This is a genomic window from Streptomyces albus subsp. albus, assembly GCF_000725885.1.
In the GTDB taxonomy this organism is placed as follows: domain Bacteria; phylum Actinomycetota; class Actinomycetes; order Streptomycetales; family Streptomycetaceae; genus Streptomyces; species Streptomyces albus.
Genome location: NZ_JODR01000024.1, coordinates 1 through 24,568, shown reverse-complemented (window position 1 = coordinate 24,568; position 24,568 = coordinate 1). Strand labels below are relative to the sequence as shown.

Genomic DNA, 24,568 nt, shown 5'->3' with positions numbered 1-24,568 from the left:
TCCACTGTTCGCTGCATTTCTACTCAAGGCACGTATCGCGCGTAGCCTTTGACGCCATAGGCCGCCATCATCACACGCCAGTAGGGGGCAGACTCTCTGTTGTTGGTCACCGTCTCGACTCCCCTCATCTCCTTGTTGCGCGGGTCCCCCAGTGCCGCAGCGTACCTCCGTAGTTCCACACGGTCCTTCTCGTAGAGGAAGTCCTTCTTCCCGTCGTTGTGACTCTTTCGCAGGTCTTCCACTCTCCGGTAGCACGGCTCATCAGGTCTGTTCACGAACTTGGCCTCGACCGCCATACCGTCCGTCGCCCGGAAGCCGTCCACCATGAGAGTGCTCCGGGGACTGATCCCTTTCGGGATCGGCACTTCATACTCGGGGTAACCAGCAATCCTCTTCTGGTAGGCGACCTCCGCAGGCTTTCCGCCCGAGATGTGGCCTTCATTCAACGACTGCAACCAGGTGCGGAAGTTCTTCTGTTCGCCGGGTGAAAGCCGAGGGAAGCGGGGGTCCGGCGGGTTGGGCGGGCCTATTGGCGGGCGGCGGGGCTCTCCAGGTTTCGGAGCGCCGAAAGCGGCGGCCGGCACCAGGGTGGGGACGCGGACCAGGGGGAGGGGGAAGCCGGGGAGTCCGGGCAGCGACGGCCCGGGATCGGGGCGCGGAATGACCACCCGCTTCTGGGAGTGGTCCAAGGCAGGTGCCACATGCGCGAGCCGGGTGATTGCCGCGTCGCCGGAGACCTTGTCGTGGAGGCCGCCGTCCTCTCCGTTGCCGCCCCAACGAGGGTTGTCCAAGGGGTTCCACGAACCCCCGCCGAGGAGTGGGTCACGGTCCAGCGCTTCCTGTCCGCGGCAGCTTTCGATGTGGTCGGCGTAGGCGTCACATGCCTTTGCGAGAGTGGCGCATGCTGCCGGAAGGTTGGCCATCAGCTCCGTATCCTCCGAGACCGTGTCGGGAGGTTCGCTGTCCTGGCCGATGAACCTCTTGAAGAACTTCTCGATGGCGTCGGCGGTAAGACCCTCCTGGCCGAGATTGGCTCCGTACCAGCACCCCTGCGCCTCATGAAAGGCATCGACGAGCAGCCGTTGCGCCGCACGCCACGTTCCGGCCACTCTGCGGAGCTTGCCAGGGTCTCCGCGGAACTTGTCGTTTTCGACCCAACGGTCCCACTTACCCGTCTCGCCCGTAATCTCGGGCAGTTCCTCCCCGCTGCGGCTGGGCCGAGGGCTGCAATCCATGGGAGACGGCTGTGGCGCGACCCCCATGGAAGGGCTGTCCGTAGCCTGGAGCAGCCGCCTGGCGGTGTCGTCCTCGTTCTTGAGGAACTCCACAGCAGTATCGAGCAGAGCCCCGGCACCGCCGCTCATCACCAAGGAGACGAAGCTGAGCTTGTCCACAACGGTACGCGCCGCCTTGTTGTAGCCGGTCGCGAAAGCGTTGCCCGCATCGTCGTCCCCCGCCATACCGCGCTGCTCCGACAACTCCATGACAAGCGCGTCCAGCCCGTTGTACGTCAGGTCACGCAGCTGAAGCATCCCCCAGGAGGAGTCGATCAGCTGCCCTGTCGTTATTCTCAGCTGCTCTTTCCGTCCCGGCGGCTCCTGCCTGCCGGGACGGTAGTCACCGTCAGGTGTCTGATTGAGCCGCATCTGAACGGCCCGTTGTGCCCCCGCCTCTTTGTGCTGAGCCCACTCCTCCTCGAACGACACGCACCGCCCCCTGCTCGTACCTCTCCCCCGGTTCGCAAGAACTTCCGAGTGTAGCGACGTGGTTACGGGCGTGGCAGCTGGATTGGTGGCGGTTGCACATGGGGCCAGGTGCGGACGATCCGTCCGTCGTCGGCTCGCCTCCCCCTCGACAAGCGAGTTCACGTCGATTTCCCGTCGGGCTGCCGGTGACGAAGGTGGGCCTTCACCAACCTGTCTGCCGCGTACGGTGATGGAAAGCAGGGAGGGTGCGCAGCTCGCGGCCCGTCAGATGGGTGGTGCGTCGGGTTTGGTCCCGGGGTACGGCTGCTTAACACGAATTCCCCGGTTGGCCAAACCGGGAAATTCCTCGCACCGCCGGTACTCCACCGCCATTTTCTGCACGCCACACCGGAAGGAACCGCTTCAAGGACACACCACCTCGCGCGCAGCGCCCACCGCGGAAGAAGCACCGGTCAAGCCGCTGCATGGCTGACACGGAACAGCTCCATCGCACGCTCCAGAGCCCGCTCGGTGCGCAGCTGCACCTCCAGCTCGCCTGTGCCGTGGTGGCCCAGCCCTGTCACGTCCCGGGTGAAGCCCGGGACCAGGCCGACCTTGTCAGGATCGGCCTTCAGGTAGACGAGGAGCTTGGTCCGCTGCGGCGGGCAGACGCAGGCGAGGTTCCGCAACCGCCGGTAGGCGGTGTACTGCCGGCGCCGGACCCTGGTGACACCGTCTCCCAGACCGAGCAGTGCCCGGTCGACCGCCTCGGCCAACCCGGCCACCGTGCCGCCCGGCCTCAGGCTGGAAGAGGACCCGGTCGCGCATCGCGGCTCCGCTTGCCGACGCCCGGAACACCGGTGGCCGAGGCCACAGTCTCCAGGCCGAAGTGCTCGCTACCGAAGTACCGGTAACGGACGAGATCGATGTTGTGCCGGTGCTCGCGGACAGCGTGTGCGTCATAGCGGGTGAAGTCGCCGGCCACGCAGATCAACCGCGGTGCGCTCCACAGGATCCGGGATGCGGCGGAGGCCCCGAGCCGGTCGCGGACCAGCCGCCGGAAGGCTCCCCTGTGGGACATGAGCCAGGCCATGTAGTAGAGGCCCTGGTTGATCGCTCCGGCATCGGTGCCCCGCTTGTACTCGACGATCACGGGAGCGTTGTTCTCATCCAGCCCCAGCGAGTCGATCCGTCCGCCATCGAGGCAGTCGAGTACGTACTCGCTCGCCAGAAGCCGGACCCCCAGCAGCGTCTCCATATGGGCCTCGACAAGGCGCTGCACGTCCGCCTCGGCCTCAGCACGACGCGGCATGACCTCGGTCATGCCGCTCTCGGTCGTGTGGAACAACTTCAGGCCCGGCACCTTCCCCTCCTCGGCTCGGAGGGCTCCAACACCGGTCAGGGGCCGGATTGTTTCCGCAGAAGGCCGGGGGGGGGACGTGAAGATGGTGTGAGAGCCTGCCTACGCTCGTACCAGGAGGCACGTATGCCCCCGAGCCCCCGAGGGGTCGCGCTTCCCCCATACGTCCCCCACGACTCGGAGGACCACAGGAGGAAGACGCGTTTCCGCAGGTCAGTCCCCGTAGCTCAGTGGATGGAGCAGGCGCCTTCTCAACGCCCGCCTCAATTTGAAGAGCAGCACTCCTCCCAGCCTGCGGAGTGCAGGCGCCCTGCGTTATGAGGCCCGGCAGGCGCCCTGCGCGCTGGGCCTCCCCGTACTCTCGTCAATCAACCAGGTAGTGGGCTTCGATGCAGGGACAGTAGAGTCATACGGCTCCCCCAACCGGCTTCAGCACGTACCGGCGGAAGACCGCGGCGATGGCGCGGCGGACGCCGCGCTTCCGGTCGTCGGCGTTGTTCCGTGACCGGACGAGGGTCTGGGTGACCACCTGGTCGATCTCCTCGACCAGGTTCCGCTCCGTGATGGTGACGCCGAGCGGTGCGTGATCGTGGATTATCCGCGACAGGACGCCCACGTGGTCATCGTCCAGCACGACAACGGCTTCGTCGGGGTGTTTCCCCGGCATCCCAGATGCGCGGGCGACCCGAAGCGCTTCGGACAGGAAGCCCAGGGCGTTCTGGATGATCCGGCCCCGCAGTTGCTTGATCCGCTCCCCGAGCGCGGTGTACTTCACGGACCCCGGTGCACCCCCTGTCGAAGACGGACCCTGACGGAAGTTTCCAATTGCCAACGAGAAGGGTAGAGGGGATATCACCTCGTTAGCCCGTGCGCGCATGGGCCCCTGCCTCTCGCGCACGGGCCGATCAATACCGGCCCACGTAGCAAGCGGCACCAAACGCGAGCGCCGGCTACCGGGGCCGCGAGGCCACTCGGCGATTGAGGACGCAGAGGACTCCAGCTGCACCGCCTCGCCCTCAGAACCGCAGGACGGGAGCCGGTGAGAGCAGAAAGAAGGAGGCGACGGTAGCGGTCGCCTCGGAGGACCGAGCCACGCAGCGACGGCTAAGCCCTCCCCCGTGCGGGCGCGGGGAGCACCACGTACTGGGCGGAGCCCATCCGTGCCTCGTGGGACCAAACCTGCGGGCGCGGGGAGCACACGTTGTAACGCGCGAAGTACGGCCGTATGTGGGGACCATCCCCGCGGGCGCGGGGAGCACAGGGCGCGACGTGGGGTTTTACTGCGGGTGGGGGCGGGTTTTACTCACTTTCGCCGAGTCGGGCATATGGGGCATCTGTTTCTGGGCGGGTTATGTGCGTCGGAAGCGGCGGCGTTGGGCTGCCTTGCTCCAGCCTCGCGGTGGGGTATCGGGAGCGGCAGCCGGCGCACTGGGGGTGGTGGTGGGGCGGTGGAGGAGGGTGAGTCCCTCGTGGTCGATGGGGTGCCAGGGGTGGCTGTGGGTTTCGAAGGCGAAGCCTTGTTCGTTGTCGGTCTGGTAGGCGAGGAGTGCGCGGCCTTGCCCGGCGTACTGGCGGACTTCGTCCCACAGGATGCTCCGGATGCGGGCGGAGGGGGCACCGAGGAAGACGCCGGGTGAGAGTTCGAGAAGCCAGCGGGTGAGGAAACCGCGGAGTCCGGCGGGGCAGGTGGTGAGGATGATGACGGTCACCAGAGGGGCTCTTCTCCGTGGTTGCGTCCGCTGTCGATGTGGACGTCGCCGTCGGTCTGGACAGTCATGCGGTCGGCGTCGGGTTCGGCACGGGTGGAGCTTCGTTCCTCGTAGTTGAGGACGTGTTTGATGTCACGGACGCAGCGGTCGAGGAGGGCGGTGCTGTTGATGCGGTCGCGTAGGGCGCGTCGGGTGCGGGTGGCGACGTCGTCGCTGCCGTGGGCTGCCGCTTCGAACGCTGCGGGGATGGCGATGTCGGTCTTGTACAGGTCGGCGATGTCCAGGACGAAGGAGCGTTCGTGCCCGGAGTGGACGAAGCCGAGGGCGGGTGAGCAGCCCAGGGCGGTGACGACCGCGTGGGCGATGCCGTACATGCACTGGGCTGCTGCCGTCACGGCCTGGTTGGGTACGTCGCCTGCGGAGAAGTCGCCGTGGTGGTACTCGCGGCGCCGCCAGGGCACGCCAGTGCGTGCGGATTCCCGGCGATAGCACTCCTTGACCCGGCGGCCCTCCATGTTGAGGAGTTCTTGGCGGGTGCGTCCGGCGGGGTCGTCGTCGGGGAAGCGCAGCCGGTACATGGCGCGGGCGACATCCAGCCGGGTGCGCCGGTTGGCCCATGCGGTGGCCTGGGCTTCGGCCAGGGCGGAGGAGCGGGTGAGGGCGCGGCCGGCGGCGTAGAAGCGCACGCCGTGTTCGCCGACCCACGCCACGCCTGCGCCGCATTCGCCGAGGACGGACATGGCCTGGTGGGTGATGCGGGTGCCGGGTCCCAGCAGAAGGGTGCCGATGGTTGCCGCGGGGATGTGGGTGACGCCGTCGGTGTCGGTGGCGGTGATGGCGTTGTCGTCGCGGTGGACGGTGCACCGCTCCAGGTAGACGAAGGAGATGCGGTCACCGACGCGGGTGAGTTCGCGGGGTGTGGAGGTTGTCCGGCGGCTGATGGTGGTCATGGTGGGTCACTGTTCGGGAGCGAGGGTCATCAGGCCGCAGCCGTAGGCTTTGGCTTTGCCCAGGCCGCAGGTGAGGGTGCGGCGGAGGGCGTCGGGGTCGGTGATGCGCAGCCGGCCGTCGTAGGTGACGCGGACGAGCCGCACGTCGGTCTTGGCGTTCCGGGGGGCGTCGCCTTTGCGGAACTGGTGGGGCACCTTGTTGTGCACGATCACTTCGTGCTCATCACCGGGGTCGTCTTTCTGTCCGGGCAGCAGGCGCCGGCCGGCGGGTTTGCGGAGGATTTCGAAACCGGCTTTCTCCTGCCGTTTGAGCAGCCACCGCACTTGGTGCCTGAGAGTGAGGTGGGCGGTGCGTTTTCTGGGGGTGTTCGGGTCCGAGGGTTTCCGGATGTGCTGCACGGGGTTGGCGGTGAGGCGGAAGCTCCAGGTGTCCCCCGCTGTGAGCCGGTCCAGGAAGTCTCCGTAGGCGTAGGTGGTCCACCCGGGCTCGTCCAGGGTCGGCCATCCTGCCTGTTCGACCAGGTGGGTCAGGTCGGGGCGTTGTGGGCTGACGATGAACAGGTCGGCTCGCCCGGCAGGTGCGTGGTCGACGCGCCACAGGACGCGTGGGCCGCCGCCGTCCTCGCGTGGTGGTGCGGTGGGGAAGGACATGTTCACCGCCCCGTGCATCTGGTGCGGGGAGGCGAGGAGTCTGTGTGTGCCGGAGCGGCCGGTGTTGAGGCGGAAGCGGGTCAGGTACATCAGCTCGTCTCCGGAAAGCTTGGTGGTGCGTCGCCCTGCCGGAGCGGGTGCACGATCAGCACGGTGTCCTTGCGGAACCGCTTGCGCCGCTGGAGGGCGCATGGTGACGCGCTGCGCGGCTGGAACATCGAGGACAAGACGCACCGGGGCGAACAGGCGCTGTCCGCCATCGCCGAGCGCCGTTTCCGGGACCTGCATGCCACGGCTTCAACTTCGCGCGGCTGCGCTCCACCACCCTCGCTGACAACGAGGCCGTCCGACTGCCCGTGCTGCCGTGCAAGCCGAAAGGCACCCGTCAGCAGAGGGAGCCCTCTGGGACTTCCGGCCCCATCAACCGGCACGCACATGAAACAGCTGAAAGGTCATTCGCGCAGGTCAGCAGGCATCAGCCACTCATCACTGCGGTCACCGCCTTCACTGGTCTCTTCCGCGACATCTGATCAGCACGACTCAGTGGGTCTGCGCTCAGCGTCGTCTGCCCTCGGCGCCCCGTCGATGCTCGCCACCTCGACAGGGTCTGACCTGCCCGACAAGGCGCCTGACACCCCATCAGAACGAGCGTCAAATGAGCGTCACGAGCGTCATTTCAGCGTCAAGATATCGCCCGTAACGCCCGTACCGCACATAACGCGCACGCACAAAACCGCAGTTCAGGCGTCCTTCGCGGCCGGTTCGAGGATGGCGACGCACTCCATGTGGTGCGTCATCGGGAACAGATCGAAGGCGCGCAGGAAGCGGGGGCGGTAGCCGGCTCGGGTGAAGTAGGCGAGGTCGCGGGCGAGGGCGGCCGGGTCGCAGGCGACGTAGGCGATGCGGCGGGGGCCCAGTGCCGCCACCGACTCGACGATGCCGCGGCCCGCGCCGGTGCGGGGCGGGTCGAGGACGACCAGATCGGCCTCGGTGATGCCGGTGCGCGGCAGGACCTTCTCGACCTTGCCCTGTTCGATGCGGACACGGGGGAAGTCCGCGAGGTTCTTGCGGGCGTCGGCCACCGCGCGCTTGCCCGACTCGATGCCGAGGACGGCACCCTTCTCGCCGACGCGGTCGGCGAGCGCGCCGGCGAACAGGCCGACTCCGCAGTACAGGTCGATGGCGGTCTCGCCCTTGCGCGGGGTGAGGCCGCGCATCACGGCGTCCACGAGGAGTTCGGCGGCCTGCGGGTGGACCTGCCAGAAGCCGCCCTCGCCGACGCGCCAGGTGCGGTCGTCCGCGCGTTCGCGGACGAAGTCGCGGCCGTGCACGCGGTGCACCGCGCGGTCCTTCTCGCCGACGCGCAGGACGGAGACCTCGCGGTTCAGCTCCACCAGGGGGAGGCGTCCACCGGGCCGCGGGGTGAGGACGACCTGGCGGTCGCCCGAACCGGTGGCGGCGATGGCGTCGACGGAGGCGATCTGCGGCCAGGTGCGGGTCTCGATGCCCAGTTCGTCCACGCCGGGCGCGGCGATCAGGCAGTGGTCGATGCGCTGCACCTCGTGGGAGCGGTGCTTGAGCAGCCCGGGGTGGCCCTCGGCGTCGATGGTGTAGTGGACACGGGTGCGCCACGCCGGCACCTCGCCGGGGGCGACCTTGTCGCCGGGGGCGGGCTCCACCGTGCCGTCCCAGGAGACGTCCTCGGGGGTCATCCCGGCGAGCCGCGCCAGTTGTTCGGTCAGCACCTCGGCCTTGAGGCGGCGCTGGGCGCCTGGCTTGACGTGCTGCCAGTCGCAGCCGCCGCAGCGGCCGGGGCCGGAGAAGGGGCACGGCGCCTCGATGCGGTCCTTGGCGGGCTCGATCACCCGTACGGCGTCGGCGCGCAGGAAGCGGGAGTCGGTGCGGCCCTCGGTCACTCGGGCGACGACCCGCTCGCCCGGCAGCGTGTGGCGTACGAACAGCACCTGTCCCCGCTCGGTGCGGGCGACGCAGTGGCCGCCGTGCGCCACCGGGCCGATCTCGACCTCGTACTCCTCTCCCACCAGGGAGGGAGCGGGCTGCTCGGACGCGCTGGCTTCGGGCATGAGGGGGTGACTCCAGGTGACGGGGGTGTGGCGCCGGGCCGGGCAGTCGGCTCGGAACCGGAAGGACGTCGCGGACGACCGCAGCCGCCGAGTCTACTTGGCCGGTGGGACAGCCCCCACCGTCGTCCCCTGTCCGTCCTGTCCCCCTGCCCGCCCTATCCGCCCTATCCGCCCCGTCCGCCCTGTCCGCCCTGTCCGCCCTGCGCGGGGCAGTCGGCCTGTGCTGGACAGTCAGCCGCCCTGCGCCGGGCGGCCGGCCCCTGCCGGGAGGCCGGCCTCTGCCGGGCAGCCGCCCTGCGCCGGGCGGCCGGCCCCTGCCGGGAGGCCGGCCTCTGCCGGGCAGCCGCTCTGCGCCGGACGGCCGGCCCTTGCCGGGACGCCGACCTCTGCCGGGCAGTCGGCCTGTACCGGACGGGTGCAACCGCTGGCTGTGCCGGACGGGCATACCGCCGGGGCACCGGCCTGCCGCCCGGTGCAGCCCTCATCGGGCCGCACCCCCATGAGGCGCCCGCACCCTCCCAGCACGGCGGGGCGTGCCCGTGAGGGCTATTTGCCCCGCTGCCGCAGCAGGGCTCCCCCGCCGCCGCGGCCGTCGCCGCCGTCCTTGCCGGACTTGCGCGGGGGGATGACGGGGCCGCGGCGGACCGAGCCCGGTGCGTTCCACTGTTCGCGCCTGCGGGCGCGGCGTTTGGCCAGTTCGGAGGATTCCAGCTGGTAGGGCACCGAGGTCACCATGACGCCGGGCGTGAACAGCAGACGGCCCTTGAGGCGCAGGGCGCTCTGGTTGTGCAGCAGGTGTTCGTACCAGTGGCCGACCACGTACTCGGGGATGAAGACGCTGACGACGTCGCGGGGCCGCTCCTGGCGGAGCCGTTTCACGTAGTCGATGACGGGCCGCGAGATTTCCCGGTAGGGGGAGTCGAGGATGGTCAGCGGGATGTCGATGTCGCTCTCGTCCCACTCCCGGCGCAGCTGTTCCGTCTCGTCGTGGTCGACGTTGACGGTGACGGCCTCCAGGGTGTCGGAGCGCATGAGACGGGCGTAGCGCAGGGCCCGCAGCGTCGGTTTGTGGAGCTTGGAGACGAGGACGAAGGAGTGCACCCGGGAGGGGCGCAGCCGGGGCTCGTCCGTCTCGTCGGCCGCGAGTTCCTCGGCGACGTGGTCGTAGTGGCGGCGGATGGCCGTCATCACCGCGTAGAAGAGGGCCATGCCCACGAGGGACACCCAGGCACCGTGGGTGAACTTCGTCACCAGCACCACCACCAGCACCAGGCCGGTCAGGAAGGCGCCGAAGGTGTTGATGGCGCGGGAGCGGTGCATGTGGCGGCGGCGGGCCGGGTCGGTCTCGGTGGTCAGCAGACGGTTCCAGTGCCGCACCATGCCCGTCTGGCTGAGCGTGAAGGAGACGAAGACGCCCACGATGTAGAGCTGGATGAGGCGGGTGGAGTCGGCGTCGTAGACCACCACGAGTATCGCGGCGGCTCCCGCGAGCAGGACGATGCCGTTGGAGAAGGCGAGCCGGTCACCGCGGGTGTGGAGCTGCCGCGGCATGTAGCGGTCCTGCGCCAGGATGGAGCCGAGGAGCGGGAAGCCGTTGTAGGCGGTGTTGGCCGCCAGGAACAGCACCAGCGCGGTGGCCGCGGCCAGGAAGACGAAGGGTGCCGTGCCGTCGCCGAAGACCGCCGCGGCGACCTGCGAGATCACCGGGTTCTGGGTGTAGTCCTCCCCCGCCGGCCGGCCGTCGATCAGCAGGTCCTTCGCCGGGTTCTCGGCCATCTTCACGTGGGTGACCAGCGCGAACGCGATGATGCCGCAGAACATGGTGACGGCGAGCGCGCCCATCATCGCCAGGGTGGTGGCCGCGTTCTTCGACTTGGGCTTGCGGAAGGCGGGCACGCCGTTGCTGATGGCCTCCACGCCGGTGAGTGCCGCACAGCCGGAGGAGAAGGCCCGCAGCAGCAGGAACGCCAGGGCGAAGCCGGCGATGCCGTGCTGTTCGGTGTGGATCTCGTAGTCGGCGGTGGGGGCGCGCATCTCGTCGCCCAGGAGGAGGCCGCGCACCAGCCCCCAGATGATCAGGGCGAAGACGCCGACGACGAAGCAGTAGGTGGGGACGGCGAACAGCTTGCCGGACTCGCGTACACCGCGCAGGTTCATCAGGGTCAGCAGGACGATGACCGCGACCGCGCAGAACGTCTTGTGCTCGACGACGAAGGGGATGGCCGAGCCGAGGTTCTCCACCCCGGAGGAGATCGAGACGGCGACGGTCAGCACGTAGTCGACCAGCAGCGCGCTGGCGACGGTCAGTCCCGCTCTGCGTCCGAGGTTGGTGGTCGCCACCTCGTAGTCGCCGCCGCCGCTGGGGTAGGCGTGCACGTTCTGCCGGTAGGAGGCCACCACCGTGAACATCAGTACGACGACGGCCACAGCGATCCACGGACTGTAGTTGTACGCGGAGACCCCGGCGACCGAGAGGACCAACAGCACCTCACCCGGGGCGTACGCGACCGAGGAGAGCGGGTCCGAGGCGAAGACAGGGAGGGCGACCCGCTTCGGGAGAAGCGTCTCGCCCAGTCTGTCGCTGCGGAGCGCCCTCCCGAGGAGGAGTCGTTTCGGTACGTCGGTCATCCTGGACACGCAGAGGATCGTATGCGGTCAGTCGTGCGATGCTGAGACGGCCCGCTGTACGGGATGAAGGGACGGGCGTTGCACATTGTGATCATGGGCTGCGGACGAGTAGGAGCGGAGCTCGCGCAGACCCTGGAGCGACAGGGCCATACGGTGGCGGTCATCGACCGGGACCCCACCGCGTTCCGGCGCCTCGGGTCGGGCTTCGGCGGGCGCCGGGTCACAGGCATCGGCTTCGACCAGGACACCCTGCGCGAGGCCGGGATCGAGGAGGCCGGGGCGTTCGCCGCGGTCAGCAGCGGTGACAATTCCAACATCATCGCGGCCCGGGTGGCCCGTGAGATGTTCGGCACAGCGCATGTGGCCGCACGGATCTACGACCCGCGCCGTGCCGAGGTCTACCAGCGCCTCGGCATCCCGACGGTGGCGACGGTGCGCTGGACGGCGGACCAGATGCTGCGCCGGCTGCTCCCCTCCGGTTCCGAACCGCTGTGGCGGGATCCGAGCGGGGCCGTGCAGCTGGCCGAGGTCCACACCTCGGCGGCATGGGTCGGCCACCGGGTGAGCAGGCTCCAGGAGGAGGCGGGGGTACGCATCGCCTTCCTCACCCGGCTGGGCGAGGCCATACTGCCGACCGCCGAGACGGTGCTCCAGGAGGGCGATCTGGTGCACGTCGTGATGCGCACCGAGGACGTCGCCCGAGTTGAGGAAGTCTTTGCCGTGGGGCCGCAGTCGTGAGCGCCGCAGCCCCGGCGGCCGGGCCGCAGACGACCACGGAGCCCGCGCCCTGCCGCGTGGGCGCGGAAGCGAACAAGAGGAACACAGCATGAGGGTGGCGATTGCGGGAGCCGGCGCTGTGGGCCGCTCCATCGCGGGAGAGCTGCTCGAGAACGGGCACGAGGTGCTGCTCATCGACAAGGCCCCGACGGCGATCTCCGTCGAGCGGGTGCCGCAGGCCGAGTGGCTGCTCGCGGACGCGTGCGAGATCACCTCGCTCGACGAGGCGGCGTTGGAGCGCTGCCACACCGTGATCGCCGCGACCGGTGACGACAAGGTCAACCTCGTCGTCTCGCTGCTCGCCAAGACGGAGTACGGCGTTCCGCGCGTCGTGGCCCGGGTCAACAACCCGAAGAACGAGTGGCTCTTCAACGAGTCCTGGGGGGTGGACGTCGCCGTCTCCACGCCGCGGCTGATGTCCGCGCTGGTGGAGGAGGCCGTCTCCGTCGGCGATCTGGTGCGGCTGATGCGGTTCTCGCAGGGCGACGCCAACCTGGTGGAGCTGACCCTGCCGCCGGAGTCGACACTGGCCGGCACCCGGGTCGGGGACGTCGACTGGCCGGAGGACACCTCCCTGGTCACCATCATCCGCGGCAACCGGGTGCTGACCCCCGACCGGGACGACGCGCTGGAGGCCGGTGACGAGCTGCTGTTCGTGGCGGCCCCCGCACGCGAGGAGCAGCTGGAGGAGCTGCTCTCCGCCCGGTCCTGACCGGACCGGACGGGTCTGGCGGGCCTACCCGGGTCCGCGGGCCTGGCGGGCCACGATGCACCGGGGCCGGCGCGGCCGGTCCCGGTCACCCGTGGGTCCGCCGTCCTCACCGGCCCCACGGGGCCGTCGGCCCCGCAGCCGCACCACCCCTGCGGGCACACGAGCCGCCCTGCGGACGTACCAGCTCCACAGCCGCACCAGCACCGCGGACGTACCAGTCCCACAGCCGCACCAGCCCCGCGGGCGTCCGTCCGCCCGCCGGGGCGCCGTCAGTCCTCCGGTACCAGCGCGACCCACACCTGGCCGCGTGCGAAGGGCAGCCGCTGCCCGTCAGGGTCGGTGAAGGTGGTGCCCTGCTGCGGGCCGGGGCGTGACCAGCGTGCCTCGTACGCCTTGCCGTCGCGCAGCACCCGGGCCCTGCCCGAGCCGACCGTCCCGGTGAACGGGGTGATGCTGCCGCCGCGGTCGCGGAACCGGGACGCCCGCACCGCGACGTGCTGGATCACCACCGTCGCGGGCGCGAGCCGCGTACCGCCGTCCGCGGTACGCGCCGGGGTGCCGTCCATCACGACGAGCCAGCGGCCACGGTCCGCGGACCAGGTGAAGGTGAACCTGGCGGCCGGGTACCCCACCGTCTCCTCGCGGGTCTCCCGGCCGCCGCCGGGCGGGTCGCCGAACCGGAAACCGATGTCGCGGGGTGCCGAGGCGGCCGGTGCGGCCCTCGCGGCGGTGCGGGCCTTCAGATAAAGGTTGTGCGGAGCCCGCCGGCCGCCGTCCCGTACGAAGCCGTCCGGCAGCCGTGCGGGCGGCAGCAGCTCCAGCGGCGCCGCCTCCAAGGCGGGCAGCAGCTTCCGCTGGGCGCCGGAGAACGCGAGCGCGGGACGGCCGAACTGGTGCAGCAGCTCGATGTCGGACTCCCGTGCGCTGCGGACCGGGCCGACCGTCGCGGGGATGTCGGAGGCGAAGACGGCCAGTATGCGGCTGAGTCCCGCCTCCACCTGTTCCGTGTAGACGATGTCGGCGTGGTCGAGCCCCGTCTGCGGGCGGGCCGCGGCGACGTTGTCCACCTTCACGGCCAGTACGTGATCGCCGCCGTCGTCCTGCCCCGTGAAGGGCGAAGCACCGCCCAGGCCCTCGTCCTGGGAGCGGCACCCGGGGAGGGCCGCCCCCGCCGTGACGGCCACGGCCGCCGCCAGCACCGCCCTGCGCGGTGCGCCTCCGTACGCAGGGCGCCCTGCGGGCCCCCACCGCCTCCGCCCGGCCATCCGCACCGCCTCCCGCTGTCCGTCCGCTCCGGATCCTTCCCCTTCCGGCAGCGGACCTCGCGGACGACCGTCGGTCTTCGGCCATCCGCATCCCCGAACACCCCGGGACGGCGCGTACGGGCCCGGGCGCGGCACCAAGCGGCGCAGGGCGTGCGCCGAAGGAGCGGGCGCAGGAATGCGCGGCAGCGGAAGAGGGGAGCACCGCCGGGTACGGCCCCAGCGGCGGTGACGGCCCGACGGCCCCAGCGGCGGTGGCGGCCCCACGGCCTCAGCGGCGGTGGCGGCCCGAGCTGCCGGCTTCCGCCGAGGCGGCCTTCGCAGCCGCCTTGGCCGCCTTCGCGGCCTCCTCCTCCGCCTCCATCTCGGCGAGGACGTTGATGGGCGCGGGCGCCTTCGCCAGGAAGATCCAGGTGAGGTAGACCGCCAGCAGGAACGGCGGGATTTTCAGGACGACCGTCACCCAGCCGAACTGGGTGGTGTCACCCCAGAAGTAGAGGGGGAAGAGCACGGCGGACTTGCCGAGCAGGATGAAGCCCCAGGCGTAGCTGGCCTTGGTGTAGGCCTTCTTCCGTCCGGGGTTGCGCTTGCGCCAGGAGAGGTTCTCCTTGAAGACGGGCCCGAGGACGAGTCCGAGCAGGGGCACCCCGGCCATGGCCGTGATGATGTAGGCGAGGGCCAGGCCGAGCGTGTAGAGCATGCCCGGCAGGTAGAAGTCCTTGGCGTTGCCGGTCATCATCGCGAACAGCACGCCGAAGCCGACGCCGAAGATCCCGCTGAAGGCGTGCTTGACGGTGTCCTTGCGCAGCAGCCGGACGACGACCATCACGGCGGAGATCGCCAGCGCGGTGATCGCGGCGGCGTGGATGTTCTTGTTCACCGTGTACATCGCGATGAACACCAGACCGGGGAGGGTGGTCTCGATCAGTCCCCGGACGCCGCCGAACGCCTCGAAGAGGGCGGCCTCCGTCACGGCCCGGGAGCCGGTCTCGGGGGCCGCCGAGCCGTCGGTGGCCGGCTGTGCCGGTTCCGTCTGCTTGTCGGGAAGGGTCACCCGCTACTCCTGTCCGAGGGGTCGCAGCTCGTATTTGGGGTTGAACATCACGGGACGGCCGTGGCTGGTGGTGATCCGTCCCCAGACGATCAACTTGCGGCCCGGCTCGATGCCCGCGATGGAGCGGCGGCCCAGCCAGACGACATCCAGCGATGCGGAACCGTCGAACAGTTCGGCTTCCAGCGTGGGCACCCCGGCGCGTGGCCGCAGTGTCACGGTGCGCAGCGTACCGGTGACGCGCACCATGTCGCGGTCGGTGCACTCGGCGATGCGTTTGCAACCCTTGTCCTCGGCTTCCTCGCGCAGTTCCGCGGAGCGCAGATCCTCCTCGGAGGAGGAGAGGCGTTCCAGGAACCGCCGGAACCGCCCGCTTCCCGTCGCCCGCTGCTCTCGGGTGGCGCCAGTCATAACGGCCAGGGTACCCGTCGGGGACTCTCGCTATTTCTCGAACCGGTACCCCATGCCGGCCTCGGTGACGAAGTGCCTCGGGTGCGAGGGGTCGGCCTCCAGTTTGCGGCGCAGCTGGGCCATGTAGACCCGCAGGTAGTTGGTCTCGGTGCCGTACGAGGGGCCCCAGACCTCCTTGAGGAGCTGCTTTTGGCTGACGAGCCGGCCGGGGTTGCGGACCAGGACCTCCAGCAGGTGCCATTCGGTGGGGGTCAGCCGGACGTCGCCGCCGTCGCGGTGCACCTTCTTGGCGGCCAGGTCGACGGTGAAGGTGTCGGTCTCGATGACGCCGGCGCCGTCGGGCATCCCGGTGGGCGGCTCGGCCCGGCGGACGGCGGCGCGCAGCCGGGCGAGCAGTTCGTCCATGCCGAACGGTTTGGTGACGTAGTCGTCGGCTCCGGCGTCGAGGGCCTCGACCTTCTCGTCGGAGGTCTGCCGGGCGGAGAGCACCAGGATCGGTATGCGCGTCCAGCCGCGGATGCCGCGGATGACGTCCACGCCGTCCATGTCGGGCAGGCCGAGGTCGAGGATGACCACGTCGGGGTGGCGGTCGGCGGCGAGCCGCAGGGCCGTGGCGCCGTCGTGTGCGGCGTCGACCTCGTACTTGCGCGCCTTGAGGTTGATCACGAGGGCGCGGACGATCTGGGGTTCGTCATCGACCACGAGCACCCGGTGCATGGCTGTTTCCTCTCGGTTCTTCCGTTGTGGCCGCTCACGCGCCGGAGCGCTGCGGCTGGGGTGGTGCGCCGGCGCGGGCGGGGTTGCGCGGGCGGACGGGTGAGCGCCCGTGTGCCGCACACAGGGTGAGCACCATGGTCATGCCGCCGCCCGGGGTGTCCTCGGCCTCCAGGGAGCCGCCCATGGCCTCGGCGAAACCGCGGGCGACGGCCAGGCCCAGGCCGACGCCCGCGCCGCCCGGTGCGTCCCCGTAGCGCTGGAACGGTTCGAAGATCCGGTCCTTGTCGCTGTCCGGCACGCCGGGACCGCGGTCGGTGATGCGCACCTCGACCCGGTCGGCGAGCGCGCTGGCCTTGATGAGCACCTTCTTGCCGTCGGGGCTGTACTTGACGGCGTTCTCCACCAGATTGGCGACGGTGCGCTCCAGCAGCCCGGGGTCGACGGCCACCAGCGGCAGCGCCTCGGCCACGGCCAGCCGCACACTGCCCTCCGGCACCCCGGACAGGGCCTTGGGCACGACCTCCTCCAGGCTGATGTCCTTGATGATCGGCTTGACGGTCCCGGTGTGCAGCCGGGACATGTCCAGCAGATTGCCGACGAGGTTGTCCAGCTTGTCGGCGCCCTCCTCGATGGCGCCGAGCAGTTCCGCCTCGTCCTCGGGCGACCACTGCACGTCGTCGGAGCGGAGCGAGGAGACGGACGCCTTGATGGCGGCCAGCGGGGTGCGCAGGTCGTGCGAGACGGCGGCCAGCAGTGCGGTGCGGATGCGGTTGCCCTCGGCCAGTTCGCGGGCCCGCTCGGCCTCGCCCAGCAGCCGCTGCCGGTCCAGGACGCCGACGGCCTGCGCGGCGAACGCGGCGAGCACCCTGCGGTCCTCGGCGGGCAGCACCCGGCCGGAGAGCACGAGCATCATGTTGTCGCCGACGGGCATGTCCGTGTCGCCGTCCCGGGGCCCGGCGAGCCGCTTGCCGCCCTCGACGGTGCCGACGCTGCCCGCGCACGACCAGGGGGAACGCTCGTCGGCGCGCTCCAGCAGGGCCACGCAGTCCATGGCGAACGTCTCGCGGACCTGCTCCAGCAGGGCCTCCAGGCTGGTGCCGTGCGCGCCGTGGCCGTGCTGTGCCTCGCCGCGCAGCACGCTGCCCGCCAGCAGGGAGAGGATCTCCGACTCGGCGCGCAGCCGGGCCGCCTGCTGGGTGCGGCGGGCGGCCAGGTCCACCACGGAGGCGACGGCGACGGCCACCCCGAAGAACACGGCCAGCGAGACCATGTTGCGGCCACTGCTGATGTTCCAGGTGTGGACGGGGTCGGTGAAGAAGTAGTTGAGCAGCGCCGAGCAGACCGCGGCCGAGGCAAGTGCGGGCGCCAGCCCGCCCACCATCCCCGCGGTGACGGTCAGCACCAGGAAGAGCAGCACGTCGTTGGCGAAGCCGATGTCCGGCTCCAGGGCGAGCATGAGGGCCGCCAGCAGCGCCGGGGCGCCGAACGCGGTGAGCCAGCCGGCCACGAGCCGGGACCGGCCCAGCCGCGCGGCCCGCGCCACCGGGAGGCCGCGGCCCTTGGCGACCTCCTCGTGGGTGACGATGTGCACGTCCAGGTCCGGCCCCGAATCGCGGGCGACGGTGGCCCCGACGCCGGGCCCGAACATGTACTGCCACGCCTTGCGCCGGGAGGAGCCGAGCACGATCTGGGTGGCGTTGACGCCTCGTGCGAACTCCAGCAGCGACTGGGGGATGTCGTCCCCGATGACGTGGTGGTAGGTGCCGCCCAGGTCCTCGACGAGGGACCGCTGGACGGCCAGCTCCTTGGGCGAGGCGGAGGTGAGGCCGTCGGCGCGGGAGATGTGGACGGCCAGCAGCTCGCTGCCCGCGCCCTTGGCCGCCATCCGGGCCGCGCGGCGCAGCAGGGTGCGGCCTTCGGGGCCGCCGGTGAGGCCGACGACGATCCTCTCGCGGGCCTGCCAGGTGCTCCGTATCCGGTGCTGGGAGCGGTACTGCTGGAGGTATTCGTCCACCCGGTCGGCCGTCCACAGCAGGGCCAGCTCACGCAGGGCGGTCAGGTTGCCGGGGCGGAAGTAGTTGGAAAGGGCGGCGTCGACCTTGTCGGGGGCGTAGATGTTGCCGTGCGCCATGCGGCGGCGCAGGGCCTGCGGTGACATGTCCACCAGTTCGATCTGGTCGGCCCGGCGCACCACCTCGTCCGGCACGGTCTCGCGCTGGCGCACCCCGGTGATCGCCTCGACGACGTCGCCCAGTGACTCCAGGTGCTGGATGTTGACGGTGGCAACCACGTCGATGCCGGCGGCGAGCAGTTCCTCCACGTCCTGCCAGCGCTTCTCGTTGCGGGAGCCGGGCACGTTTGTGTGGGCCAGCTCGTCCACGACGGCGACGGCGGGGCGCCGGGCGAGCACCGCGTCGGTGTCCATCTCGGTGAGGACCGCGCCACGGTAGGTCACCTCGCGGCGCGGCACCTGTTCCAGGCCGTGCAGCAGGGCCTCGGTACGCGGCCGGTCGTGGTGCTCGACGAACCCGACGACCACGTCGGTACCCCGCTCGACACGGCGGTGCGCCTCGGCCAGTACGGCGTAGGTCTTGCCGACCCCGGGCGCCGCCCCGAGGAAAACCCGCAGCTGTCCCCGCCGCGGTCGCGCTCCAGACGACATGCCCCCATTGTCGCCGCAGGAGAACCGTTCCCCCGCCGGGAGCGGTGGCCGGGGCGTCAGGGTTCCGTAAGGATCAGGAGCCGCCCGGCGCGGCGCTGCCCGACCGGGCCGCCGCGGGGTGCTCCACCAGGACGCCGTCCGCCAGTTCCACCACGCGGTCGGCGAGGGCGAGCATGGTCTCGTCGTGGGTGGTGACCAGGGCTGTGACGGGCTCGGTGCCCTCGCCCTCACCGCGCACCACGGCGCGCAGCAGTTCCATCACGTCACGTCCCGTGGCGGCGTCGAGCTGGCCGGTGGGCTCGTCGGCGAGCAGCAGCGCGGGACGGTTGGCCAGGGCGCGGGCGACGGCGACCCGCTGCTGCTGGCCGCCCGACAGTTCGCCGGGGCGCTGCCGGGCGTGCTCGCCGAGCCCCACCAGGGACAGCAGCAGGGCGACGCGTTCCTCACGCTCCGCGACGGGCATCTGACGCATGCGCAGGGGCACGCCGACGTTCTCCGCGGCGGTCAGGACGGGCAGCAGGGCGAAGGACTGGAAGACGAAGCCGATCCGGTCGCGGCGCAGCGCCAGCTTCTCGCGCTCGCCGAGGGCGGCGAGGTCCGTGCCGTCGAGGGCGACGCGTCCGGCGTCGGGGGTGTCCAGACCGCCGGCGAGACCCAGCAGCGTCGTCTTGCCGGAACCGGAGCGGCCCCGGACGGCGACGAGTTCACCGCGGGCGACGGTGAGGGAGACCCCGCGCAGGGCGTGGACGGCTGTCGGGCCGCGCCCGTAGGTGCGGTGCACGTCGGTCAGTTCGATCATGGGGGGCGCCGCCGGTATGGCGCCGGGCGCCGTCTGCTGTGTCAACGTGCCACCTGTGCGGGGGAGTTCCGAGCGGGACGGTCGGCGTCAGTATGGCGACGGCACGGGTGTCCGGGCAACGGCCGCCCGCGGTGCCACCCCGGCGCATCCGTTCGCCCGTGCGTACCCGTCCCGGCCCTCGTCCGGCCCGCCGCAGCGACGGGCAGGCCGCCGGGCCGGGGCCCGGCGGCCTGTGGGGTGCGTGGGCGGGCCGCTCACGCCGGCCTGCCCACGCACCCGCGGCGTCCCGCCCGGGGAGGTCAGCGGGACTTGGCGGTCTCGGCACGCAGTGCGGCGTTCAGTTGCAGCACGTTGACGTGCGGCTCACCGAGGATGCCGGCGGTGCGGCCCTCGATGTGGTCCTCGACCAGCTTCCGCACCGTCCCCTCGGAAAGCCGGTTGGCGCGGGCCACCCGGGCCGTCTGGAGGCGGGCGTAGGCCGGGGAGATGTGCGGGTCGATCGCGGAGGCGGACCCGGTCACGGCGTCCGGCGGGACGGCGGAGGCCGGCACGCCGTTGTAGGCGGCGATGCGCTCCCGTGCCTCGCGCACCGACTTGGCCAGCCGCGGGTCGTCGGCGCCGAACTGGCTCGACCCGGTGGCCCGCGGGTCGTAGCCGGACTGGGAGGGCCGGCCGTGGAACCACTGGCGGCCCGTCCACTTCTGCCCGATGAGTGCGGAGCCGACCTCCTTGCCCGCCACTTCGACGGGCGAGCCGTTGGCCTTGTCGTGGAAGGCGGCCTGGGCGACGCCGGTGACCGCCAGCGGGTAGAGCACGCCGCACACGACGGTCAGGACGAGCAGGGCGCGCAGCCCGGCCCACACGAGCCGGCCGGTGCCGCGGAGGGATGCGTTCATGGTTCTCAGCCCACTCCGGGGATCAGGGTGATGAGCAGGTCGACGAGTTTGATGCCGACGAACGGCGCGACGAGCCCGCCGACGCCGTAGACGGCGAGGTTCCGCCGCAGCATGCGGTCGGCGCTCATCGGGCGGTAGCGGACCCCGCGCAGGGCCAGCGGCACCAGCGCGACGATGATCAGCGCATTGAAGATCACCGCCGAGAGGATCGCGGACTGCGGCGAGGACAGCCGCATGATGTTGAGCGTGTCCAGACCGGGGTAGGCGACCGCGAACATCGCCGGGATGATGGCGAAGTACTTGGCCACGTCGTTGGCGATGGAGAACGTGGTCAGCGCGCCACGGGTGATCAGCAACTGCTTGCCGATCTCCACGATCTCGATGAGCTTGGTCGGGTCCGAGTCGAGGTCCACCATGTTCCCGGCCTCCTTGGCGGCGGAGGTGCCGGTGTTCATGGCCACGCCCACATCGGCCTGGGCGAGTGCGGGGGCGTCGTTGGTGCCGTCGCCGGTCATGGCGACGAGACGGCCACCGGTCTGCTCGCTGCGGATGAGGGTCATCTTGTCCTCGGGGGTGGCCTCGGCGAGGTAGTCGTCGACGCCGGCCTCCTCGGCGATGGCCTTGGCCGTCAGCGGGTTGTCACCGGTGATCATGACGGTTTTGATGCCCATGCGGCGCAGCTCGGCGAACCGCTCGCGCATGCCGTCCTTGATGACGTCCTTGAGGTGGATGACGCCGAGCGCCCGCGCCCCGTCCGCGTCCTCGATGCCGACGACCAGCGGGGTGCCGCCCTCCTGGGAGATCCGCTCGACCTGCGTGTGGAGCTCGTCGGTGACCTGTCCCCCGCGTTCCCCGACCCAGGCGCAGACCGCGCCGGCCGCGCCCTTGCGGACCCGCAGCCGTACGCCGTCGGGGCCGTCGGCACCGGAAGCGGCGCCAGTGGCGGGGAGGTCCACGCCGGACATCCGGGTCTGCGCCGTGAACGGCACCCAGTCCGCGCCGGCCAGCTCCCCCTCGTGCCGCTCGCGCAGCCCGTACCGTTCCTTGGCCAGGACGACGACGGAGCGGCCCTCGGGCGTCTCGTCGGCGAGCGAGCTGAGCTGCGCCGCCTCGGCCAGTTCCGCCTCGGTGGCGTTCCCGACGGGTACGAAAGCGGCGGCCCGGCGGTCGCCGAGGGTGATGGTGCCGGTCTTGTCGAGCAGCAGGGTGGACACGTCGCCGACGGCCTCCACCGCGCGGCCGGAGGTGGCCAGCACGTTGCGCTGCACCAGCCGGTCCATGCCGGCGATGCCGATGGCCGACAGCAGCGCCCCGATGGTGGTGGGGATGAGGCAGACCAGCAGCGCGGCCAGCACTGTGAGGGACTGCTCGGCACCCGCGTACAGCGCGAACGGCTGGAGGGTGACGACGGCGAGCAGGAAGACGACGGTCAGCGAGGCCAGCAGGATGTTCAGCGCGATCTCGTTGGGCGTCTTCTGCCGCGCGGCGCCCTCGACGAGGGAGATCATCCGGTCGATGAAGGTCTCGCCGGGCTTGGTGGTGATCCGCACGACGATGCGGTCGGAGAGGACTTTGGTACCGCCGGTCACGGCACACCGGTCGCCGCCGGACTCGCGGATGACGGGTGCCGACTCGCCGGTGATCGCGGACTCGTCGACGGAGGCGACGCCCTCCACCACGTCACCGTCGCCGGGGATCAGGTCGCCGGCCTCGCACACCACCAGATCGCCGACGCGCAGTCCGGTGCCGGGGACCCGCTCCTCGGTACCGTCGTCGGTCAGCCGGCGGGCGACGCTGTCGGTCTTGGCCTTGCGCAGGGTGTCGGCCTGGGCCTTGCCCCGGCCCTCGGCGACGGCCTCGGCGAGATTGGCGAACAGGACGGTCAGCCACAGCCAGGCGGCGATCGTCCAGCCGAACCAGTCGCCGGGGTGGGCCACGGCCAGCACGGTGGTGACCACCGAACCGACCTCGACCACGAACATCACCGGCGAGGTGATCATCACTCGCGGGTCGAGTTTGCGCAGCGCCTGCGGCAGGGACCGCACCAGCTGACGCGGATCGAACAGTCCGCCGCCGACGGTTCCGCCCGGGCGCCGGCCGTGCGGGGAGGGGTGGTGCTGCGAGGAGGGGCCGGACGGTATGCCGTCGTGGCTCTCCTCGCGTACGGGTGTTGCTGTGCTCATCGGGACAGTCCCTCCGCGAGCGGTCCCAGCGCGAGGGCGGGGAAGAAGGTGAGACCGGTGATGATCGTGACGGAGCCGACCAGCATGCCGGAGAAGAGGGGTTTTTCGGTGCGGAGCGTGCCCGCGGTGGTGGGCACGGGGGTCTGGGAGGCGAGCGATCCGGCCAGCGCCAGGACGAACACCATGGGCAGGAAGCGGCCGAGCAGCATGCACAGCCCGATGGTGGTGTTGAAGAACGGGGTGTCCGCGCCGAAGCCGGCGAAGGCACTGCCGTTGTTGTTCGCCCCGGAGGTGTAGGCGTACAGCACCTCGGTGAAGCCGTGGGCACCGATGTTGGTCATGGCTTCCTTGCCGTCGGGCAGGGCCATGGCCAGCGCGGTGCCGCCGAGCACCAGGGCGGGGGTGATCAGGATGTAGGAGGCCGCGAACTTGATCTCGCGGGTGCCGATCTTCTTCCCGAGGTACTCGGGGGTGCGGCCGACCATCAGTCCGGCGATGAAGACGGCGACCACCGCCATGATCAGCATGCCGTAGAGGCCGGAGCCGACACCGCCGGGCGCGATCTCGCCGAGCATCATGCCCAGCAGGGTCATCCCGCCGCCGAACGCGGTGAACGAGTCGTGGAAGGAGTTGACCGCGCCGGTGGAGGTCATGGTGGTGGAGGCGGCGAACAGCGAGGAGGAGCCCTCCCCGAACCGCTGCTCCTTGCCCTCCATGGCGCCCCCGGCCAGCTGGGCCGCCGTGCCGGGGTGTGCGTACTCGGACGCCGTGATGACGAGGACGGAACCGAGCCAGATGATCCCCATCGCGGCGAGGATCGCGTACCCCTGCCGGACGCTGCCGACCATCGTGCCGAAGGTGCGGGTCAGCGAGAACGGGATGACGAGGATCAGGAAGATCTCCAGCAGGTTGCTGAGACCGTTGGGGTTCTCGAAGGGGTGCGCGGAGTTGGCGTTGAAGAACCCGCCACCGTTGGTGCCCAGTTCCTTGATGACCTCCTGGGAGGCGACGGGGCCGCCGGGGATGTGCTGGGTGGCGCCCGAGAGGGTGTGCACCTCGTGCATCCCGGAGAAGTTCTGGACGGCGCCCATGGCGACCAGGGCGAGGGCGCTGAGGAAGGCGACGGGCAGCAGGATGCGCACGACGCCGCGCACCAGGTCGGCCCAGAAGTTGCCCAGCTCTCCGGTGCGGGCCCGGACGAAACCGCGGACCAGCGCGATGGCGACGGCCATCCCGACGGCCGCGGAGACGAAGTTCTGCACCGCCAGGCCGGCCATCTGCGTCAGGTGGCCCATGGCCGACTCGCCCGCGTAGGACTGCCAGTTGGTGTTGGCGACGAACGAGGCGGCGGTGTTGAACGCCTGGTCGGGGTCGATCGGGGCGAAGCCCAGCGACAGCGGAAGCTTGTCCTGGAAGCGCTGCATCGCGTAGAGGAACAGCACGCCCACCACGGAGAAGGCCAGGACGGACCGCAGATAGGCGGGCCAGCGCATCTGCGCACCCGGGTCGGCGCCGATGCAGCGGTACAGCAGCCGCTCGACGCGCAGATGTCTGCCGGAGCTGTAGACGGCGGCCATGTAGTCGCCGAAGGGCCGGTGCACCAGCGCGAGGGCTCCGACGAGCGCGACGAGCTGGAGCACGTCAGCGAGGGTCTGGTTCATCTCGGTGCTCAGAACCTCTCCGGGAACAGCAGGGCGAGGGCGAGGTATCCGAGCAGGGAGACGGCCACGACCAGGCCGACGATGTTCTCGACGCTCATAGCTTCTCGACCCCCTTGGCGATGAGCGCCACCAGCGCGAAGACGGCGAGCGTGGTGGCGACGAAGGCCAGGTCGGCCATCGTGCGCTCCTAAGTGGTGAGTCGGTGGGATGCGACTCCCACAGAAAAACCCCTGTTCGGAGCGCGCATAGCACCCGTTGACGCGCCCCATACGCGCCCCCGCACGCTCTTGATGACCCCCATACGCCCCACCCCCGTTCGGCCCGCCCCCATCGGCCCCCATGACCGCGCCCCGCACCCCGCACCCCGCAC

Annotated in this window: 19 protein-coding genes and 1 pseudogene; 2 read left to right on the top strand and 18 right to left on the bottom strand. The window is 70.6% G+C overall.

All coding sequences use genetic code 11. The features are described from left to right. Window positions 1-23: 23 nt before the first annotated feature. From IO40_RS0125680 to IO40_RS0125645, 8 genes and pseudogenes are all read right to left on the bottom strand, one after another. Window positions 24-1,706: a restriction endonuclease fold toxin-2 domain-containing protein gene (locus IO40_RS0125680; protein ID WP_031176223.1), complete on the bottom strand. Its 1,683-nt coding sequence runs from the start codon at window positions 1,704-1,706 to the stop codon at window positions 24-26. Between the two features lie 452 nt (window positions 1,707-2,158). After that, a pseudogene (locus IO40_RS39900) lies at window positions 2,159-3,048 on the bottom strand (transporter). A 403-nt stretch (window positions 3,049-3,451) separates the two neighbouring features. Next, window positions 3,452-3,820 carry a hypothetical protein gene (locus IO40_RS0125670; RefSeq protein WP_031176222.1) on the bottom strand — a complete coding sequence of 123 codons (369 nt, stop codon included), beginning with the start codon at window positions 3,818-3,820 and terminating at the stop codon, window positions 3,452-3,454. A 574-nt stretch (window positions 3,821-4,394) separates the two neighbouring features. Beyond that, window positions 4,395-4,754, bottom strand: coding sequence for a type I-E CRISPR-associated endoribonuclease Cas2e (cas2e, locus tag IO40_RS0125665; RefSeq protein WP_031176221.1), 360 nt, complete (start codon window positions 4,752-4,754; stop codon window positions 4,395-4,397). Then, window positions 4,751-5,704: a type I-E CRISPR-associated endonuclease Cas1e gene (gene cas1e / locus IO40_RS0125660; protein WP_016470313.1), complete on the bottom strand. Its 954-nt coding sequence runs from the start codon at window positions 5,702-5,704 to the stop codon at window positions 4,751-4,753. The genes cas2e and cas1e overlap by 4 nt, the downstream gene beginning before the upstream one ends. A gap of 6 nt (window positions 5,705-5,710) precedes the next feature. Further along, entirely contained in the window at window positions 5,711-6,445 is a 735-nt protein-coding gene (gene cas6e, locus IO40_RS0125655) for a type I-E CRISPR-associated protein Cas6/Cse3/CasE (RefSeq protein WP_031176220.1), read from the bottom strand. Window positions 6,446-7,095: 650 nt separating this feature from the next. Continuing rightward, window positions 7,096-8,439, bottom strand: a complete 1,344-nt coding sequence (locus IO40_RS0125650) for a class I SAM-dependent RNA methyltransferase (protein WP_016470310.1) — start codon at window positions 8,437-8,439, stop codon at window positions 7,096-7,098. A gap of 546 nt (window positions 8,440-8,985) precedes the next feature. Then, entirely contained in the window at window positions 8,986-11,076 is a 2,091-nt protein-coding gene (locus tag IO40_RS0125645) for an APC family permease (RefSeq protein ID WP_041968847.1), read from the bottom strand. Between the two features lie 69 nt (window positions 11,077-11,145). Here IO40_RS0125645 and IO40_RS0125640 point away from each other — a divergent pair, with 69 nt between their 5' ends. Both IO40_RS0125640 and IO40_RS0125635 read left to right on the top strand, forming a co-directional pair. Continuing rightward, entirely contained in the window at window positions 11,146-11,805 is a 660-nt protein-coding gene (locus IO40_RS0125640) for a potassium channel family protein (protein ID WP_030408794.1), read from the top strand. Between the two features lie 88 nt (window positions 11,806-11,893). Next, a complete protein-coding gene (locus tag IO40_RS0125635) occupies window positions 11,894-12,556 on the top strand; it encodes a potassium channel family protein (protein WP_016470307.1) in 663 nt (220 codons plus the stop codon). A 269-nt stretch (window positions 12,557-12,825) separates the two neighbouring features. Here IO40_RS0125635 and IO40_RS0125630 read toward each other — a convergent pair whose 3' ends face one another. From IO40_RS0125630 to kdpF, 10 genes are all read right to left on the bottom strand, one after another. After that, window positions 12,826-13,821, bottom strand: a complete 996-nt coding sequence (locus tag IO40_RS0125630) for a DUF3048 domain-containing protein (RefSeq protein ID WP_031176218.1) — start codon at window positions 13,819-13,821, stop codon at window positions 12,826-12,828. A gap of 268 nt (window positions 13,822-14,089) precedes the next feature. Beyond that, window positions 14,090-14,872, bottom strand: a complete 783-nt coding sequence (locus IO40_RS0125625; protein ID WP_016470305.1) for a DUF3159 domain-containing protein — start codon at window positions 14,870-14,872, stop codon at window positions 14,090-14,092. A 3-nt stretch (window positions 14,873-14,875) separates the two neighbouring features. Next, window positions 14,876-15,280, bottom strand: coding sequence for an OB-fold nucleic acid binding domain-containing protein (locus tag IO40_RS0125620; protein ID WP_016470304.1), 405 nt, complete (start codon window positions 15,278-15,280; stop codon window positions 14,876-14,878). A 30-nt stretch (window positions 15,281-15,310) separates the two neighbouring features. Continuing rightward, complete coding sequence (locus tag IO40_RS0125615) at window positions 15,311-15,997, bottom strand: response regulator (RefSeq protein WP_016470303.1); 687 nt, start codon at window positions 15,995-15,997, stop codon at window positions 15,311-15,313. Window positions 15,998-16,031: 34 nt separating this feature from the next. Continuing rightward, window positions 16,032-18,659 (bottom strand): sensor histidine kinase, encoded by a 2,628-nt coding sequence (locus IO40_RS0125610; protein ID WP_031176217.1) that lies wholly within the window; start codon window positions 18,657-18,659, stop codon window positions 16,032-16,034. 73 nt (window positions 18,660-18,732) lie between these two features. Beyond that, on the bottom strand, window positions 18,733-19,458 hold the full coding sequence (locus tag IO40_RS0125605) for an ABC transporter ATP-binding protein (protein ID WP_055496221.1): 726 nt from the start codon (window positions 19,456-19,458) through the stop codon (window positions 18,733-18,735). A 299-nt stretch (window positions 19,459-19,757) separates the two neighbouring features. After that, the gene (kdpC, locus tag IO40_RS0125600) at window positions 19,758-20,354 is read right to left on the bottom strand and encodes a potassium-transporting ATPase subunit KdpC (protein WP_031176215.1); all 597 of its coding nucleotides are present in this window, start codon (window positions 20,352-20,354) and stop codon (window positions 19,758-19,760) included. A 5-nt stretch (window positions 20,355-20,359) separates the two neighbouring features. Next, window positions 20,360-22,537 carry a potassium-transporting ATPase subunit KdpB gene (kdpB, locus tag IO40_RS0125595; protein ID WP_031176214.1) on the bottom strand — a complete coding sequence of 726 codons (2,178 nt, stop codon included), beginning with the start codon at window positions 22,535-22,537 and terminating at the stop codon, window positions 20,360-20,362. Further along, window positions 22,534-24,198 (bottom strand): potassium-transporting ATPase subunit KdpA, encoded by a 1,665-nt coding sequence (gene kdpA, locus IO40_RS0125590; RefSeq protein WP_016470298.1) that lies wholly within the window; start codon window positions 24,196-24,198, stop codon window positions 22,534-22,536. Before kdpA ends, kdpB begins: the two co-directional genes overlap by 4 nt. An 8-nt stretch (window positions 24,199-24,206) precedes the next feature. Then, on the bottom strand, window positions 24,207-24,296 hold the full coding sequence (kdpF, locus tag IO40_RS35235) for a K(+)-transporting ATPase subunit F (protein ID WP_016470297.1): 90 nt from the start codon (window positions 24,294-24,296) through the stop codon (window positions 24,207-24,209). Window positions 24,297-24,568 lie beyond the last annotated feature (272 nt).

Excerpts from the sequence above, each read along its gene's own strand:
- kdpC (WP_031176215.1), bottom strand. The coding sequence starts at position 20,354 with ATGAACGCATCCCTCCGCGGCACCGGCCGGCTCGTGTGGGCCGGGCTG.
- IO40_RS0125620 (WP_016470304.1), bottom strand. The coding sequence starts at position 15,280 with ATGACTGGCGCCACCCGAGAGCAGCGGGCGACGGGAAGCGGGCGGTTC.
- kdpB (WP_031176214.1), bottom strand. The coding sequence starts at position 22,537 with ATGAGCACAGCAACACCCGTACGCGAGGAGAGCCACGACGGCATACCG.
- IO40_RS0125630 (WP_031176218.1), bottom strand. The coding sequence starts at position 13,821 with ATGGCCGGGCGGAGGCGGTGGGGGCCCGCAGGGCGCCCTGCGTACGGA.
- IO40_RS0125605 (WP_055496221.1), bottom strand. The coding sequence starts at position 19,458 with ATGATCGAACTGACCGACGTGCACCGCACCTACGGGCGCGGCCCGACA.
- kdpF (WP_016470297.1), bottom strand. The coding sequence starts at position 24,296 with ATGAGCGTCGAGAACATCGTCGGCCTGGTCGTGGCCGTCTCCCTGCTC.
- cas1e (WP_016470313.1), bottom strand. The coding sequence starts at position 5,704 with ATGACCACCATCAGCCGCCGGACAACCTCCACACCCCGCGAACTCACC.
- kdpA (WP_016470298.1), bottom strand. The coding sequence starts at position 24,198 with ATGAACCAGACCCTCGCTGACGTGCTCCAGCTCGTCGCGCTCGTCGGA.
- IO40_RS0125615 (WP_016470303.1), bottom strand. The coding sequence starts at position 15,997 with ATGCACCGGGTGCTCGTGGTCGATGACGAACCCCAGATCGTCCGCGCC.
- IO40_RS0125635 (WP_016470307.1), top strand. The coding sequence starts at position 11,894 with ATGAGGGTGGCGATTGCGGGAGCCGGCGCTGTGGGCCGCTCCATCGCG.
- IO40_RS0125610 (WP_031176217.1), bottom strand. The coding sequence starts at position 18,659 with ATGTCGTCTGGAGCGCGACCGCGGCGGGGACAGCTGCGGGTTTTCCTC.
- cas6e (WP_031176220.1), bottom strand. The coding sequence starts at position 6,445 with ATGTACCTGACCCGCTTCCGCCTCAACACCGGCCGCTCCGGCACACAC.
- IO40_RS0125650 (WP_016470310.1), bottom strand. The coding sequence starts at position 8,439 with ATGCCCGAAGCCAGCGCGTCCGAGCAGCCCGCTCCCTCCCTGGTGGGA.